Source organism: Trinickia acidisoli, assembly GCF_017315725.1.
GTDB classification, from domain to species: domain Bacteria; phylum Pseudomonadota; class Gammaproteobacteria; order Burkholderiales; family Burkholderiaceae; genus Trinickia; species Trinickia acidisoli.
The window spans coordinates 3248634-3265350 of sequence record NZ_JAFLRG010000001.1 but is presented as its reverse complement, the minus strand read 5'-3'; the positions used below and the strand labels follow the sequence as shown (position 1 = coordinate 3265350).

Sequence of the window (16717 nt, the reverse complement as noted above, 5' to 3'; positions counted from 1 at the left end):
CCATCTCGGCGCGAATGCGGCTGTCTTCGAGCGTGCCTTTGCACGCGACCATGCGTCAAGCGATCAATGCGCGCTCGCGCACGCCGGGCGTGTCGTCGATCGGTGCAAGTTGCGCCGCGCGCGCGAAGAACGCCTGAGCGCGGCGGTCTTGCGCGTAGGCCGCGTTGATGCGAATCCACGGGCTCGGTTCGCCGTGCGGACGGAAGTAACTGCCCGGCGCGATCGTCACGTCGCACGCGGTCGCGCAGTCGCTCAGCCATCGCGGATCGTCCACGTGCGGTAAGCGTGCCCAGACGAACTTGCCGCCGGCCGGCGGCGCGAACAACTGCCAACCGTGCGCGTCGAGCGTGCGCGTGGTTGCGCCGAGCGCATCGGTCATGCGACGGCGCAGCCGCTCCAAGAACTTGCGGTAGGCGCCGCGCTCGAGCATCGTCAGCGCGACCGCTTCGGCGAACAGCGATCCGCTGATGCTCGTGAGCATTTTGATGTCGCCGAGATCCTTGACGATCTTGCGGCTCGCGGCGATGAAGCCGATGCGCAACGACGAGGACAAGGTCTTCGACAGCCCGCCGATATAAACGACGCGTTCGAGCTGATCGAGCGCGGCCAGGCGATCGGTCGTCTCCGCTTGAAAGTCGGCGTAGATGTCGTCTTCCACGATCGTGAAATCGTACTCGTGTGCGAGTTGCAACAAGCGAAACGCGACGGCCGGCGCCACGACCGTCCCGGTCGGATTGTGAAAAACCGTGTTGACGAAGACGGCGCGTGGGCGATGCCGCTTCAATTCGGCCTGCAAAACCTCGATGTCGGGTCCCGAAGCCGTGCGCGGAATGCCGACGACATTGACGCCGTGCAACTTTAGGAGTCCGAACAAATTGTAGTAGCCGGGGTCTTCGACGAACATGGTGTCGCCTGCTCGCAGCAGGTAGCGCACGATGAGATCGATGGCTTGGCTCGCGCCGAACGTGATCAAGATCTGCGAGAGGTCGGCACGGATTCCGAACGGCGCGATGCGAGCCTGCAAATGTTCGCGTAGCGCGGCGTTGCCGAGCGGCGTCGCGTAGTCGATCAGCGAGCTGTGATCGGTGCGTGCGACATGGCGCACCGCCTGCGCGATGGCGTCCATGTCGCGCCACGCTTCGGGGATGAAGCCGCTGCCGAGCTTGAGCGTATCGCCAGGGTGATTGAACTGCTCCAGGATGTAGTTCGATTCCCCCTCGGCACGACGCGGGTCCGACGCGCCGCAGCGGTCGAGGGCCGCGTGAGCGCGCGCGCTCACGTAGAAGCCGGAGCCATGGCGCGATTCGATCAAGCCGAGCGAGACGAGCCGGTCGTAGGCCTCGATCACGGGAAATCGGCTGATGCAGCAATCTTGCGCAAGCTGTCGGATCGACGGCAACTTAGCGCCCGCATGCGCTTCGCGCGAGCGTATCCAACCGTCCATCGCCGCGACGATCTGTTCGGTCATCGGCACGCCGCTGTCGCGATCGATCTCGATCTTCATTGCCCGCCTCCAACTGTTCGGTATTCCAACTGAACAGTCTTGATAAAACTGTTCAGTACTGTGCATGTGATTGTAGCCGTGACCTCGCAATAATGCATGCACGAAATATTGTTGAAGGAGTAGGGCGATGCGCGAGATCCGGACGTTCGAAATGGGATACGAGGAGCCTGCGACCGCGTGGCGTGTGGACCGTCCGCTCGTCGTCGAAGTGGCGCAAGGTGCGCTCTGGCTGACGATCGAGGGCGATGCCGAAGACTATTGGCTCGATTCCGGGCAGTCGTTCTTTTTGCCCGCGGGGGCGCGTGCTTGGATCGGCTCGGGGCGCGGCGACGTGCGCGTGACGGTGATGGGTGCGACGTGTCGGGCGATGACCAGCCGCCAACCGAAGCTGGCGTATCCGCGGCTGCCGGTACTGGTGCCGCGCTGGCGCCAGATCGCGGCATAAGATGCGCGCCGCTACCTCGGGGGAGAATCAGCGCGTGATTTCGTCGGGGCCGACGTAGCGCGCACGCGGTCGAATCAGTCGGCCATCTTCGAACTGCTCCATCGCATGCGCGATCCAGCCTACCGCGCGGCCGAGCGCGAACAGCGAGAACGCCGCACCCGGTGGTAGTGCGAGTACGCGCTCGAGGGCGGACAGCGAGAAGTCGACGGTGGGCGCGAGCCCCGTGGCATCGCGCGCGGCTCGCACGATCGAGTCGATATCGGCTAGGGCCTGACGCTCGGCACGCGTGGTCGCATACAGCGGCAGCATCTCAAGCAGCAGGGCCGCGCGCGGATCGCCGTTCGGATAGAGCAGGTGGCCGAAGCCGGGCAAGATCGTGCGCTGCCGTGCGTTCGTGCGCGCGAGTCGCGCGGCGACATAGCGATCGATATCGCCGGCTTCCCTCGCTTCGCGAAAGAACGCCGTGACCAGCATGGTTTCGCCGCAGTGGCGTGGCCCGGCCAGCGCCGCGAGGCCGCCCGTGACAGCGCCGACGAGATGCATGCCCGTGGACGCGATACACCGGACCGTGAAGGTCGATGCGTTCAATTCGTGATCGGCGCAGACGACCAGCGCCGCGCGCAGCAATTCCAGATGCCGACGATTGCGGACGTTCCAGGCTCGTGCGAGTTGCCGATGCAGCGGCTCGCGCGATGGAGCCGCTGCGGCGAGCGCCGCGGCGAGTACGCGCATCAGCATGACAGCGGTGTCGAGTTGGCCTTGCTTGTTCGACGCGAACAGGCGTGGTATCTGCCCCGCGGCCACGGGGAGCATCGCCAGCGCGCGCTCGTGCGGTGCGCTCGCGCGCGTCTCTTTGATCCAGGTGCGCCACGATGCCGGGGGGATCGGCGCATCGGGGGTGTCGTCGAAGCAGCCGCTGCCGCATTCCCATAACAGCGAGGCCGCTTCCTCGAGCGTAGCCGTGCGCGCGAACTCGATCGCGTCGTGCCCGCGATAAAGCAGACGGCCATCCGCGATCAACGTGATGCGCGACTCGAGCACGGGCACACCCCAATCGAGAACCTTTTGCGCGACCTTGCCCGCGCGCTTGCCGTCGGCCTTGCGGCGCGCGAGCCGGCGCACTTCGTCGGCCGCATAGAGGCGCCGCTTGCCGATCGCGTCAGGTGCCGAACGCAGCATGCCGCGGCTCACGTACGAGTACAGCGTCGGCACGCTGACGCCGAGGGTGGCGGCCGCTTCGGCCGCAGTCAAGTAAGTGGACATGGTCGCGAGGGTCGTCGAAAAGAAACCAAACAAATCAATATATGTTGATTATCAAAATCAAGATTGATCGACATTGAGCTCGATTTTAGACTCGTCGACATCACCATTTCGTTCTTTTCAGACTATGTCACCTCTGAGCGCGCTCGAACATCTCTGGTCTTTCGCCGGCTGCGATGCCGCGGCGTTGAACGATATTCGCCTCGTCGGCGCGGACCCGGGCTTGCCTTCCGTCTATCGCGTCGGCGCGCTTGCCAGTGCCGCGATCGGCGCTGCCGCGCTCGCCGCGTCCGAATGCCACCGGCTGCGCACAGGGTGTCGTCAGCGGGTCGAGATAGAACAACGACGCGCGCTCGCCGTATTTCGCAGCGAGCGGTATCTGCGTATCGACGACGGTGCCGCTGCGGAGTTGCGCGATCCTCTGATGGGGTTTTACGAAACGCGCGATGGGCGCTGGATTCAACTGCACACGAATTTTCCGCATCATCGGCGCGGCGTCGTCAATCTGCTCGACTGTGCCGACGATCATGCGGCCGTCAGCGAAGCGATCCGCGGCTGGGATGGTGCGGCGCTCGATCAGGCGCTCGCCGACGCCGGGCTATGTGCGGCATTGATTAGGAGTCCTGAAGAGTGGATGGTGCACTCGCAGGCCACGGCCCTCGCGGCGCTGCCGCTGTTCGAGATCGAACGGATCGGCGATGCTGCGCCGATCCCGATCGGTCGAGCGGCGAACGATGCGCTCGGCGCTTGGCCGCTCGGCGGCGTGCGGGTGTTGGACTTGAGCCGCATCATCGCGGGCCCCGTGGCGGGGCGCACGCTCGCGCAACATGGCGCCGACGTATTGGTCGTCAACGGGCCGCATTTACCGAACATTGCACCGCTCGTCATCGACAACGGCCGCGGCAAACGCTCGGCGCTGCTCGATTTGCGTCGCGAAGACGAACGGGCCACCCTGCAGGCACTCGTGCAGCGAGCCGACATCTTCTTGCAGGCCTATCGCCCCGGCGCATTGGCGGCGCGCGGTTTCTCGCCCGAGACGCTGGCGCGGATCAAGCCGGGCATCGTCTACGTGTCGATCTGCGCATACGGACACACCGGCCCATGGGCGCAGCGGCGCGGCTTCGACAGTCTCGTGCAGTCGGCGAGCGGCATCGCTTGGACCGAGCGCGCGGCGGCCGGCACGACGGCGCCCAAGCATCTACCGTGTCAGGCGCTCGATCACGCGACGGGATACCTCGCCGCTTTCGGTGCGATGGTGGCGCTGATGCGCCGATCGGTCGAAGGCGGTAGCTGGCACGTGCGCCTCTCGCTTGCGCAGACGGGCCGCTGGCTGCAGTCGTTCGGCACGCTCGCCGACGGCTGGCGCGCGCCGGACGTTCGGCTGGACGACGTGCGAGACCTGATGCAAACGATGGATTCGCCGTTCGGCAAAGTGTTGGCCGCAGCGCCTGCCGAGCGCATGTCGGCGACGCCGCCGCGATTCGATCGACCGCCCGTGCCGCTCGGCACGCACGCGGCGAGTTGGGAGGCTTAGCGCCTTGACGCGTGCGGTGCGCGACGCGTGACACGCGCCGTGTGCTCGGGCTACTTGCGCAGCTCGGCGACGAAATCGTAGTAGTCGTTGCGGCAGTAGGTGTCGGTCAACTCGATCGCGCGTTGATCGCCCGTATAGCCGATGCGCGTGATGAGCAGCAGGGCGTCGTGTGGCGCAATGCCCATTTGATGCGCGATTTCCTCGCTCGCATTGACCGCCCGAAAATGTTGCAGGGCGCGCACGATCGCAAGGCCGCGTTGCTCGAGATAGGTGTAGAGCGAATCGCCGATTGCGTGCGGATCGGGTATGACCGATGCGGGCAGCGTGGAATTCTCGACGGCCATGACGATGCCGTTGGCCAGCCGCAGGCGTTTCAGACGCGTAACGGCCGCGGCGGGCGACAACCCGAGTTGAATCACTTCGTCGCGGCTCGCGGGTTGAATCTCGCGGGAGATCCATTTCGAACTCGGCGTGAAGCCACGCCGGCGCAGCATCTCGCTGAAGCTCGACAGGCGCGAGAGCGGGTCGTCGTAGCGCGGCGTAATGAAGCTGCCCGCGCCTTGCGTACGGCGGATCAGCCCTTGCTCGACCAGTAGCGCGATCGCCTTGCGGGCCGTGATGCGGGACACGCCGAGCGCATCCGACAGCACGCGTTCCGAGGGCAGCGCTTCGCCGGCGTTCCAGCGATTCTCGTGGATGGCCTGGCCGAGCTTGCGCGCGAGCTGCAGGTAAAGCGGTGTGTCGTTGTCCGGGTCTGGGCGCAAATCGCGCCAACGGTCTTCCGAGGAAGCATTGTTCATGGAATATGCGCGGCGAGGGGCAAGCCGCAATTTTAAGTCATCGCGGCGTCGTCCGGGCCGGTTATCGGTGCGATCGGCCCCGGCGCGTGTGGCCTGATACCCGTCATTCGCGAACGAAAGCGCGGGCAAGGCCGGCCACGTCTAAACTGCATCTGCATCGCATGGTCAATCCTTGAAAGGGAGGCAGAGATGACGCGCGAGGACGCCTTCATCACGTTGCCCGATGGCGAGCGCATCGCTCGCTTAGGGCAAGGCACTTGGGAAATGGGCGAGCGAGCCGAGCGGCGCGCCGCCGAGATCGACGCGCTGCGTGCCGGCATCGAACTCGGCATGACGTTGATCGACACCGCAGAAATGTACGGCGACGGAGCGACGGAAACGCTGCTCGGCCAGGCGCTCGCGGGGCTGCGCGAGCAGGTTTTTCTGGTCAGCAAGGTGTATCCGCACAATGCGAGCCGGCGTGCAATCGTCGCTTCGTGCGAAGCGAGCCTGAAGCGCTTGAAGACCGATCGGCTCGACCTGTATCTACTGCATTGGCGCGGCGGCGTGCCGCTTGCGGAAACGGTCGAAGGATTCGAGGCATTGCGGCGCGATGGAAAGATTCGGCATTGGGGCGTGAGCAATCTCGACGTCGACGATCTGGATGAACTCGTCGAAGCCGGCGGGGACGAGTGCGCCGCCAATCAGATTCTTTACAACGTCGCGCGGCGCGGACCCGAGTTCGACTTGCTGCCTTGGATGAGGGCGCGCCGGATGCCCGCGATGGCCTACAGCCCGATCGATCATATGCGCTTGCCCAAGCGTTCGGTACTCGACGAGATCGCTCGTGAACGGGCGCTGTCCCCGGTACAGATCGCGCTCGCGTGGGTGCTCGCCCAGCCCGATGTCTGCGCGATTCCGAAGGCAGGCAACGTCGAGCACGTGCGCGCGAATCGCCGCGCAGTCGAGGTCGTGCTCAGCGAGCAAGAACTTGCGGCGATCGACGGCGAGTTCAAGCCACCGCGTAGGAAGGTCTCGCTCGAAATGTTGTGAGCGGTCGCGAGTTGATGTGGCGGGCGTGGCAGATATGGAAGTGGCGCAGCGGATGGCGCACGTTGCCGCGAGAAGATCGTGCGTTCACGCGGCATCGGTGCTTCGTCGCGCTCATCTCGACGAAGCGATGCGCGTCGGTGCGTTGGCAGACGCATTGGAGAATGCGGATTCGACAACTTGGGTCGTCGGCGATGATGCATTGTTGAGACGGGGGCTTGCGATGCGGGTGAAATGCGCTGCGCGTCGAGGAAAGCGAGCGCTTGAAACGTCGCGGGAGAGAGCCGCCTAGGCTGGGCGGTCGCTCTCCCGTTGCAATTTACGCTGCGTGCATTGGCAACGCCGCCGTCTTTCGGGCATTAGTGGCCGTTGCCCGAGCCGTGGCCGTTGTTGCCGCCGGAGCTATGGCCATTGCCCGAGCCGTTGCTGTTGTTGCCGGAGCTATGGCCATTGCCCGAGCCGTGGCCGTTGTTGTTGCCGGAGCTGTGGCCGTTGCCCGAGTCGTTGCCGTTGTTGCTGCCGGAGCTGTGGCCGTTGCCCGAGCCGTTGCCGTTGTTGTTGCCCCAGCCGTGGCCGCTGCCGCCATCAGAACCGCTACCGCTTCCACCGCAACCGCAGCCGTTTCCTGTGCCACCAGAGCCAGAGCCAGAGCCACCGGAGCCACCGGAGCCACCGGAGCCACCGGAGCCACCGGAGCCACCGGAGCCACCGGAGCCAGAGCCACCGGAGCCAGAGCCACCGGAGCCAGAGCCACCGGAGCCAGAGCCACCGGAGCCAGAGCCACCGGAGCCGGAGCCACCGGAGCCGGAGCCACCGGAGCCGGAGCCACCGGAGCCGGAGCCACCGGAGCCGGAGCCACCGGAGCCGGAGCCACCGGAGCCAGAGCCACCGGAGCCACCGGAGCCACCGGAGCCACCGGAGCCACCGGAGCCACCGGAGCCACCCGAGCCACCCGAGCCACCCGAGCCACCCGAGCCACCCGAGCCACCCGAGCCACCCGAGCCACCCGAGCCACCCGAGCCACCCGAGCCACCCGAACCCGGCCCGCCAGAAGAGCCCGAGCCACCCGAAGATCCACTGCCACTGCTGCCGCTATGGCCGTTGCCGCTGTTGCCGCTGGTTCCGTTCCCGGGCGCTGTGGACGTTCCGCCATCGTTGCCGCCGCGGCCGCCGCCGAACGAACCGCCGCTCGGCGACGTGCCGTCGCTGTCGCCGCTCGCTGTCGTGCCGTCGGTCGTGCCGCCGAGCCCACTCACCGCGGGATCGGTCTCGGGATTCTGCACACAGGCCGACGAACCGGCTGCATCGCGACAAGCCGAAGAGGGCGCGGTCCCGTCATCGGTCGTTGCCGCGCTGACCTTCAACGACGACGCATCGAACGGCGCCACACTCTGCAGCTTCGTCTTGGCGGGCCCACCCGAATCGCTGGAATTGGCGGTATCCGCTTGGACGGCGGCCCCCGTCTCAGCAAACCATCTGCCCATGCCGTCGAGGAACGAACCGGCATGCGCACCGGTCGCGAGCAAAGCGAGTACCGCACAAGCCGTTGCTTTGAGGGTCCCCGAAAATATATAGGAGTCCTTATTAATCGTTCTGATCTTCATCGTCATCTCCCCGGCATGAACGACGATCGAATGTCGTCGTACTCCTGTCGCCCTAAGGCGACCGTGGCTGCCCGAGCGCGATGGATGCGCATGTCTCATGACGCATGCCGTTCGACTGTGCGAACGCGCACACCTCTGCGGTCGCGACACCGCTCCATCGACTGTCGCTGGGCGCGCGTCGGTCACGCGGCCACGTGTGCCGTCTCGTTGCGATAACCGTGCCATCGGACGCAGCGCCGCGCCGCATATGGGCGTTACATTCATCGCGCGGAGCGGCGTGCGGAAAACAGCGAAAAAACGTTTCAGCGCTGAAACGCGTCGTCATTTGGCTCATGCGCGGTCACGCACACGGGAGCATGCGACGAGAGAAAGAAGGAGACAGAACCTGGGGCGACCGCAAGCCAAATAACGAATGCCGCTCAAGCGATTTGCGTGTCGCGTTGCAGCGTTCGCAATTCGTCCACGGGGATGTGGCAGCGAATGCGGTGCCCGTCGCCCGCATCGGCGAACGGCGGATCGAGGGTTTCGCACACGTCGCCGAGCTTGCGAGGGCAACGCGTGTGAAATACGCATCCGGACGCCGGCGTCGCGGCACTGGGTGGGTCGCCGGCCAATCGTATGCGTCCCTTCGCCGAAAGGTTAGGACTCCAAAACGTCGACATGGCCGACAGCAGCGCCTCGGTATAAGGATGATGCGGTCCGTCGAATACCGCGCGCGCCGGCCCGATCTCGAGCAGCCGCCCGACGTAAAGCACTGCGATGCGATCCGCAACGTACCGCACGACGTGCAGATCGTGCGAAATGAAGATGTAGCTGACGCCACGCTCGCGCTGCAAATCGGCAAGCAGATTCAAAACGGCGGCCTGAACGGAAACATCGAGTGCCGAGGTTGGCTCGTCGCAGACGACCACGCGCGGATCGCCCGCGAACGCGCGTGCGATCGCGACGCGCTGCTTCAGGCCGCCCGACAATTGCCGCGTGCGCGCCTCGAGGTAGCGCGACGGCAAACGCACGGCCTGCGCCAGCGTGGCCAGACGAGCGCCGTGCGCGCGCCCGCGCAGTGCGCCGAGCTTCGACAGGGCGCGTCCAATGAGCCGCTTGACCGAATGCGCGCGATTTAGAGCCGAATCGGGATTCTGGAACACGATCTGCAGCGACTTGACTTGCTCGTCGTCGCGGTGCGCAACCTGCGCCGGCAGGGGCCTGCCGTCGAGTTCCAACGTACCGCCTGGGTCGGGCGCGATCAAGCCGACGAGCAGTTTCGCGAGCGTCGTTTTGCCGCTCCCCGATTCGCCGACAAGCCCGAGCGTCTCGCCCGCGGCGAGTTCGAGCGAAACGTCGTCGACGGCGCGCAGCGGCGCACCCGACGCGGCGAACGTTTTCGATAAATGCGCGGCGTTCAGCGCGAGCGGCGCGTGTACGGCCTCACTGCCGAGCGCGGCGTCATGAGGGGCGGGCTCGGCTGTCGTGCGCGGCAAGTTTGCGGCCTGCTCGTGGTAGTGACAGCGCGCCATTTGCGGTCCATGCTCGGCGTTGAACCGATGCGGCGGTGGGGGGTCGCGCCGGCAACGTTCGTCGGCTAGACGGCAGCGGGCGGCGAAAGTGCAGCCCGTCATGATGGCGCCGGGCTGCGGCAGGCTGCCTGCAATCGTGTCGAGGCGTTCGCTGTCCTTGCTGCGGCCGGGCCGCGGCAGGCAGCGCAGGAGGCCGACGGTGTACGGATGGCGCGGCGCGCCGAACACGTCCTTCACCGTGCCCTCCTCGACGAGCCGGCCCGCGTAGAGCACACCGACACGGCTGCACATTCGGCCGATCACGGCCAAGTTGTGACTGATGAACAGCACCGCGGTGCCCGATTCTTCGCGCAGCTTCGCGACGAGATCGAGTACCTCGGCTTCGACCGTGGCATCGAGGCCCGTCGTCGGTTCGTCGAGGATCAAGAGCGCCGGCTTCGACGCGAGCGCCATCGCGATGACGACGCGTTGCTGCATCCCGCCGGACAACTGGTGCGGGTAGCAATTCATCACGCGCTCGGGCGCTGCGATCCGTACGCGATGCAGCATCTCCTGTGCGTGCGAACGCGCATCGGCGCGTGCCGCGCCGTCGACTTCGAATGCTTCGGACACCTGTCGGCCGACCGTCAAAGACGGATTGAGCGCGCGCGCCGGATCTTGATAGACCATCGAAACCGTGTGCGCGCGCATCGACCGCAGCGCTTCGGGAGCGAGCGAGGCCACGTCGCGCCCCACTGCCGCGATACGTCCCGCCTTGATCCTGCCGTTGCGCGGCAGGTAGGCGAGCGCCGCGAGCGCGACCGTCGTCTTGCCGCAGCCCGACTCTCCGACTAGCCCGTACGCTTCTCCCCGCCGCACGCGAAACGTCACGTCGTGCAGCACTTCGCGATCGCGGCCACGCACGCGATAGGCGACGGTCAAGCCGAGGACCGCGAGCGCATCGTCCTCGCCGGGCGGCGCGGGTTCGAACGCGGGGAAGGCGCGGCGCGCGGCGGTGCTCATCGATCGAATACCCCTTGCACACTGTCGGCGATTAGATTGACGCCGACGACGAGCGTCGCGATGGCGGCCGCGTCGAACACGACGGTCCACCATGCACCGCCTGTCATCAAAGCATACGACTCGGACAGCGCGAGCCCCCAGTCGGCCGAAGGCGGTTGAATGCCGAACCCTAGAAACGACAGCGTGGCGACCGCGAAGATCGCATAGCCGAGCCGCACCGTGGCCTCGACGACGATCGGCGGCAGAACGTTCGGCAGGATTTCGACGAACATGATGTACGGCGCGCGCTCGCCGCGGAGCTGAGCGGCGTCGACATAGTCGAGATGCCGCTCGGCGAACACGGCGGCGCGTACTGTGCGCGCGGTGATCGGCATGAACGTGAGCCCGATGACGAGCACGACGGCAGCGTTCGATGCGCCGAGCGCGGCGAGTGCCGCGAGCGCGAGCACGACGAGCGGCAGCGCGAGCAGCGCATCGATGAGGCGCCCGATCAGATTGTCGAGCCAGCAGCCGAAGTAGCCGACGACGAGGCCGAGCGCCGTGCCGGCGAGCGTGCCCACGAGCGTGGCGAGCGGCGCGATCGTGAGAATGTCGCGCGCGCCCACGATGACGCGCGAGAACACGTCGCGGCCGAGTTGATCGGTACCGAACCAGTGCGCGTGCCCCGGCGGCAGCAGCGAATTGAGCGGATCGGAGGCATAAGGATCGTGCGGCACGATCAGCGGACCAAAAATCGCGCAGACGATCCAGCCTACGAGAATCACGGCGCCGGCGATGAAGCTCGGTGAACGAGCGAGCGCGCGCAATGCCTCGAAGCGCGGCGTCCGCAAGGGACGTTCGCTCGCCGCGCTCGCCTCGTGGGCTTCGATCGTGCCGTTCATTGCCCACCTCCGAGGCGCATGCGCGGGTCGAGCGCGACGATGAGCACGTCCGCAGCGAGATTGGCGAGCATGTAGACGACGCCGACCGTCAGCACGCCGGCTTCGAGCATCGGAAAATCTTTCGCGGTTGCGGCGTTGAAGATCAGCGAGCCGATGCCTTGATAGTGGAACAGGGTCTCGACGACGACGAGGCCGCCGACCATATATCCGAGCTGCGTTGCGGCAACCGTGATCGTCGGCATCAGCGCATTGGGCAGCACGTGACGCGCGATCACGACGCGCCGCGGTAGTCCTTTCAACACGGCCGTGCGCGTGTAGTCCGCGTCGAGCGCCTCGACCGTGCCGGCACGCGCCATCCGCGCGATATAGCCGAAGAACACGAACACGAGCGGCAGCGCGGGCAGGATCAGATGACGCAGTGCCGTCAACGCGCTAGCATCGTCGGGATAGCCGGCCTCGCTGGGCAGCCAGCGCAGCCAGATGCCGAACACGAGGATCAGCGTGATCGACGAGACGAACTCGGGCACGACGGTCGCGGACAAGCCGACGATCATGATCGTGCGATCGAGCCAGCGCCCCGCATGCAGCGCGGCCCAAACGCCGGCCGAGATCGCGAGCGGTACGACGATGAGAAACGCGAGCGCGCCGAGCTTCGCCGAATGGAGCAGCGCCTCGCCGACGAACGGTGCGACGGGCGAGCGATAGGCGTACGAGATGCCCATGTCGCCGCGCACGAAATGACCGATCCACTGCGCGTATTGGACGAGCACGGGCCGATCGACGCCGAGCTGATGATCGAGCGCCGCGACGGCGCGCGCATCGGCGAGCGGGCCGAGAATGGCTCGACCGATGTCGCCCGGCAGCCATTGACCGAGCGCGAAGACGATCATCGACAGCAGCCACAGCGTGAGGAGCGACAGCGCGAGCCTGCCGAGGAGAAAGCGAACGACGCGCGCCGCGCCGCCGCGCGCGGCGCTCAAGCGAAGCGGAAAGGCGGTATCGGACATCGTCGGATAATCATCGATCGATTAGGCGTACTGATTGATTGCCGATTCTGAACGCGCGGGCGCATGGCGGAAGCGATCATGGCGTCAATCGAGCGCGATCGAAATAGAGCTGAGAAATAGCGGTGAATCGTACGCCGGTCAGGTTCTTGCGGGTGGCGATGAGTTGGTCGAAGAAGTACGGAATGATCATCGGCGTTTGGTCGAGCAGCAGCCGCTCGATCGCGCCTGCAATGTTCTTTTGCGAGGCGACGTCGAGCGCACCGACGAATTGCCCGACGAGTTTGTCGTATTGCGCGTCGCTGAAATGGGCGGCATTCCACGGACCTTGGCTGACGAGCGGGGCGTTCAGAAAGAGGTTCGGCACGCCTCGATGGCCGTAATCGGTGATGCCGAGCGGCGCGTCGAGCCAGTCCGAACTGCCGAACGTGCCCTTACCGTAATACTGGCCTTGGCTTTCGACTTTCAACGTGAGGTTGACGCCGATCGCCTTGAGCGCATTCTGCAAGACAACGGCCAGATCGGGGATCTCCATGAATTTCTCGGTGGTCAACGTCGCGCTGAAGCCGTTGGGATGGCCTGCTTGCGCGAGCAATTTCTTCGCTTGCGCAACGTCGAGATGGCGTTGAGGCACCGACGTGTCGGTCGACGGAAAGATCGGCGCGAACGGGCTGTCGTTGCCGACAACGGCGCGGCCTTTGAAGAGCCCGCGCACGAGCACGTCGCGATCGACCGCCAGTGCCAGTGCCTCGCGCACGCGCTTGTCGTTGAAAGGCGCCGTATCGCAGCGCATATGAATCTGACGATGCGCGCTCGACTTCACGCCTTGAACGCTGAACTCGGGATTGTTGAGGATGCCGATGCCGCCTTGTACGGTCAGATCGCCCATGACGTCCGCTTGCCGCCCCTGCAAGGCGAGAATTTGCGCCTGGCTGTCGGCGTAGAAGACGAACTGCACACGTGCCGGCAGCGCTTTGTCGCCCCAATAGTTAGGATTCCGAACGAACGACGCTTTGACTTTGGGCTGGTACTGCTCGAGCTTGAACGGCCCCGTGCCGACGAAGGTTTTCTCGTAGTCGCCGCTGAAATCGGCCGGCAAGATCACGGCGTTGTAATTGTCGGACGATACGTAGTACGGAAAATTGCCGTTCGGCGCATCGAGATGAAACGCGACGGTATGCTCGTCGACGGCGCGCGCGCCGCCCTTCGAGAGCACCCCTTTGAACACCGAAAGCGCGGCCGATCCGCTCGCGGGATCGGCGAGGCGATCGAACGTGGCGGCTACGTCCTTCGCGGCAAACGGCCGGCCGTCGTGGAATTTCACGTTTGGCCGCAACTTGAAGGTCCAGACGTCGCCTTTGTCGTTTGCTGTCCACGACAGTGCCAAGGCCGGCGTGAGCGTCGACTTGTCGCCCTCGTCGTTGACGAGAAACTCGCCGGTTTGGGCGATGAGGCAAAGCCCCGCTGCATCGGCCACCGTCAGTGGATCGACGCGGCCCGCGGGCGTCAAATGCGCGACGCGAATCGTTGCATTCGCTCCGGCTTGGCTACCTTGCGCGTGCGCCTGCCGCGGTGCGACGAGCTCGCCGGCTGCGAGCACGATGCTCGAGCCGCCGAGCACGCTCGCATAGCGCAGAAGATCGCGCCGCGAAAGGCGGTGCGCAAGGTATTCGTCGATGGCGTGATTGCCGAGTTCGCCGGTATCGCGGCGAGCGGCGGCGAGAGCGAGCGCTGCGGGTATCTTCATCGATGAGTTTCCGGTTCGTGTGGAGGGGCGCTCACGCGAAGCGGCGCGGCGGCAACGAGCGGTACTGCGACGACGAATGCGCTTGCAGTTTAACGCGACTCGCGGCCCGCGCGCCTTGGTGGTGCGCACTTCATGCGATTCGGCCGCGGCGCGTTGCAGTGCGGTGTGCGACAGCCGATAAAAAAGCCTGCCGGGCGTGCAGGACTCCCGACAGGCTCGACAATTGCGGCTCCGATGCATTCACCGGAGCCGCGCTCGTGCGCTACTTCGTCTTCGAATTGATGATGCCTTCGGAGACGTTCGCCGGTGTCTCGGCGTAGTGCTTGAACTCCATCGTGTACGTGGCGCGCCCCTGCGTGAGCGAGCGCAGCGAGGTCGAATAGCCGAACATCTCGGCGAGCGGCACCTCGGCGCGAATGACCTTGCCGCCGCCGCCCGCGATGTCCTCCATCCCTTGCACGATGCCGCGCCTGCCGGAAAGATCACCCATGACGTTGCCCATGAAATCCTCAGGCGTTTCGACTTCGACGGCCATCATCGGCTCGAGCAGCACCGGCTTCGCGCGCCGCATGCCTTCCTTGAATGCCATCGAGCCGGCCATGCGGAAGGCGTTTTCGTTCGAGTCGACGTCGTGGTACGAACCGAACGTCAGCGTCACCTTCACGTCGACGACGGGATAGCCCGCAAGCACGCCGCTCTTGAGCGTTTCCACAATGCCCTTGTCGACGGCCGGAATGTACTCGCGCGGCACGACGCCGCCTTTGATCGCATCGACGAACTCGTAGCCTTTGCCCGGCGGTTGCGGCTCCACCTTGATGACGACGTGCCCGTATTGGCCGCGCCCGCCCGACTGCTTGACGAACTTGCCCTCGACGTCTTCGGCGCTCGTGCGGACCGTTTCGCGGTACGCCACTTGCGGCTTGCCGACGGTCGCCTCGACGCCGAACTCGCGCTTCATGCGGTCGACGAGAATTTCGAGGTGCAGCTCGCCCATGCCGGAGATGATCGTCTGCCCGGACTCTTCGTCCGTCTGCACGCGGAACGATGGGTCTTCCTGCGCGAGGCGATTGAGCGCGATGCCCATCTTTTCCTGGTCGGCCTTCGTCTTCGGCTCGACGGCCTGCGAGATCACGGGCTCGGGGAAGATCATCTTTTCGAGGATGATCGGGTTGGCCGGATCGCACAGCGTGTCGCCCGTCGTCGCCTCTTTCAAGCCGACGGCCGCGGCGATGTCGCCCGCGTAGACCTCTTTGATCTCCTTGCGGTCGTTCGCGTGCATCTGCAGGATCCGCCCGACGCGCTCGCGCTTGCCTTTCGTCGAATTGAGCACGGTGTCACCCGAATTGACGATGCCCGAGTACACGCGGAAGAAGATCAACTGGCCGACGAACGGGTCGGTCATGATCTTGAACGCGAGCGCCGAGAACGGTTCTTCATCGCTCGGATGACGTTCGGCTTCGTTGTCGTCCTCGTCGTGGCCCAGGATGGCGGGCACGTCGATAGGCGAGGGCAGGTAGTCGATGACGGCGTCGAGCATCGCCTGCACGCCCTTGTTCTTGAACGCGCTGCCGCACAGCATCGGCACGATCTCGTTGGCGACCGTGCGCTTGCGCAAGCCGGCCTTGATCTCGGCTTCGGTCAGCGAGGTGTGGTCGTTCAAGTACTTCTCGAGCAACGCCTCGCTTGCCTCCGCGGCCGCTTCCACCATCTTTTCGCGCCATTCCTCGGCGGTGGCGAGAAGATTCTCGGGAATGTCTTGATACTCGAACTTCACGCCTTGGCTTTCCTCGTCCCAGATGATCGCTTTCATCTTGACGAGATCGATCACGCCTTGAAAGTGTTCTTCCGCGCCGACGGGAATTTGAATCGGCACAGCTACGCCTTTCAGGCGCTCGCCGATTTGACGCTGAACGCGGAAGAAGTCGGCGCCGACGCGGTCCATCTTGTTGACGAACGCAATGCGCGGCACCTTGTACTTGTTCGCTTGACGCCAAACCGTTTCCGACTGCGGCTGCACGCCGCCGACCGAATCGTAGACCATGCACGCGCCGTCGAGCACGCGCATGGAGCGCTCGACCTCGATCGTGAAGTCGACGTGCCCCGGGGTATCGATGATGTTGATCCGGTGCTCGGGATAGTTGCCGGCCATGCCTTTCCAAAACGCGGTCGTGGCAGCCGACGTGATCGTGATGCCGCGCTCTTGCTCTTGCTCCATCCAATCCATCACGGCCGCGCCCTCGTGAACCTCGCCGATCTTATGGCTCACGCCGGTGTAGAACAGGATGCGTTCGGTAGTCGTGGTTTTGCCGGCATCGATGTGAGCGCTGATGCCGATGTTTCGGTAGCGCTCGATGGGAGTCTTGCGGGGCACGTCAATCTCCTTGGAATGTGGG

Annotated in this window: 12 protein-coding genes; 3 read left to right on the top strand and 9 right to left on the bottom strand. The window is 65.2% G+C overall.

The features are described from left to right. Positions 1-55: 55 nt before the first annotated feature. Positions 56-1504, bottom strand: a complete 1449-nt coding sequence (locus tag J3485_RS14900) for an aminotransferase-like domain-containing protein (RefSeq protein WP_206953758.1) — start codon at positions 1502-1504, stop codon at positions 56-58. A 127-nt stretch (positions 1505-1631) separates the two neighbouring features. Here J3485_RS14900 and J3485_RS14895 point away from each other — a divergent pair, with 127 nt between their 5' ends. After that, complete coding sequence (locus J3485_RS14895) at positions 1632-1949, top strand: DUF2917 domain-containing protein (RefSeq protein WP_206953757.1); 318 nt, start codon at positions 1632-1634, stop codon at positions 1947-1949. Positions 1950-1976: 27 nt separating this feature from the next. Here the strand turns inward: J3485_RS14895 and J3485_RS14890 are convergent, their stop codons facing one another. Continuing rightward, positions 1977-3212 (bottom strand): citrate synthase, encoded by a 1236-nt coding sequence (locus J3485_RS14890; protein WP_206953755.1) that lies wholly within the window; start codon positions 3210-3212, stop codon positions 1977-1979. A 124-nt stretch (positions 3213-3336) separates the two neighbouring features. On the opposite strand from J3485_RS14890, the gene J3485_RS14885 reads away from it, so the two are divergent. Further along, complete coding sequence (locus J3485_RS14885; RefSeq protein ID WP_206953753.1) at positions 3337-4743, top strand: CoA transferase; 1407 nt, start codon at positions 3337-3339, stop codon at positions 4741-4743. A gap of 50 nt (positions 4744-4793) precedes the next feature. Here J3485_RS14885 and J3485_RS14880 read toward each other — a convergent pair whose 3' ends face one another. Further along, positions 4794-5543 (bottom strand): GntR family transcriptional regulator, encoded by a 750-nt coding sequence (locus J3485_RS14880; protein WP_206953751.1) that lies wholly within the window; start codon positions 5541-5543, stop codon positions 4794-4796. A gap of 189 nt (positions 5544-5732) precedes the next feature. On the opposite strand from J3485_RS14880, the gene J3485_RS14875 reads away from it, so the two are divergent. Next, on the top strand, positions 5733-6575 hold the full coding sequence (locus J3485_RS14875; RefSeq protein WP_206953748.1) for an aldo/keto reductase: 843 nt from the start codon (positions 5733-5735) through the stop codon (positions 6573-6575). Between the two features lie 356 nt (positions 6576-6931). Here J3485_RS14875 and J3485_RS14870 read toward each other — a convergent pair whose 3' ends face one another. From J3485_RS14870 to fusA, 6 genes are all read right to left on the bottom strand, one after another. Further along, positions 6932-8275 (bottom strand): hypothetical protein, encoded by a 1344-nt coding sequence (locus J3485_RS14870; RefSeq protein ID WP_206953747.1) that lies wholly within the window; start codon positions 8273-8275, stop codon positions 6932-6934. Between the two features lie 320 nt (positions 8276-8595). Beyond that, a complete protein-coding gene (locus J3485_RS14865) occupies positions 8596-10692 on the bottom strand; it encodes an ABC transporter ATP-binding protein (protein ID WP_206953746.1) in 2097 nt (698 codons plus the stop codon). Further along, entirely contained in the window at positions 10689-11573 is an 885-nt protein-coding gene (locus tag J3485_RS14860) for an ABC transporter permease (protein WP_206953745.1), read from the bottom strand. Before J3485_RS14860 ends, J3485_RS14865 begins: the two co-directional genes overlap by 4 nt. Then, entirely contained in the window at positions 11570-12580 is a 1011-nt protein-coding gene (locus J3485_RS14855) for an ABC transporter permease (protein ID WP_206953744.1), read from the bottom strand. The genes J3485_RS14860 and J3485_RS14855 overlap by 4 nt, the downstream gene beginning before the upstream one ends. A gap of 76 nt (positions 12581-12656) precedes the next feature. Beyond that, a complete protein-coding gene (locus tag J3485_RS14850) occupies positions 12657-14324 on the bottom strand; it encodes an ABC transporter substrate-binding protein (protein WP_206953743.1) in 1668 nt (555 codons plus the stop codon). A 262-nt stretch (positions 14325-14586) separates the two neighbouring features. Continuing rightward, the gene (gene fusA, locus J3485_RS14845) at positions 14587-16695 is read right to left on the bottom strand and encodes an elongation factor G (RefSeq protein ID WP_206953742.1); all 2109 of its coding nucleotides are present in this window, start codon (positions 16693-16695) and stop codon (positions 14587-14589) included. Between the last annotated feature and the right edge of the window lie 22 nt (positions 16696-16717).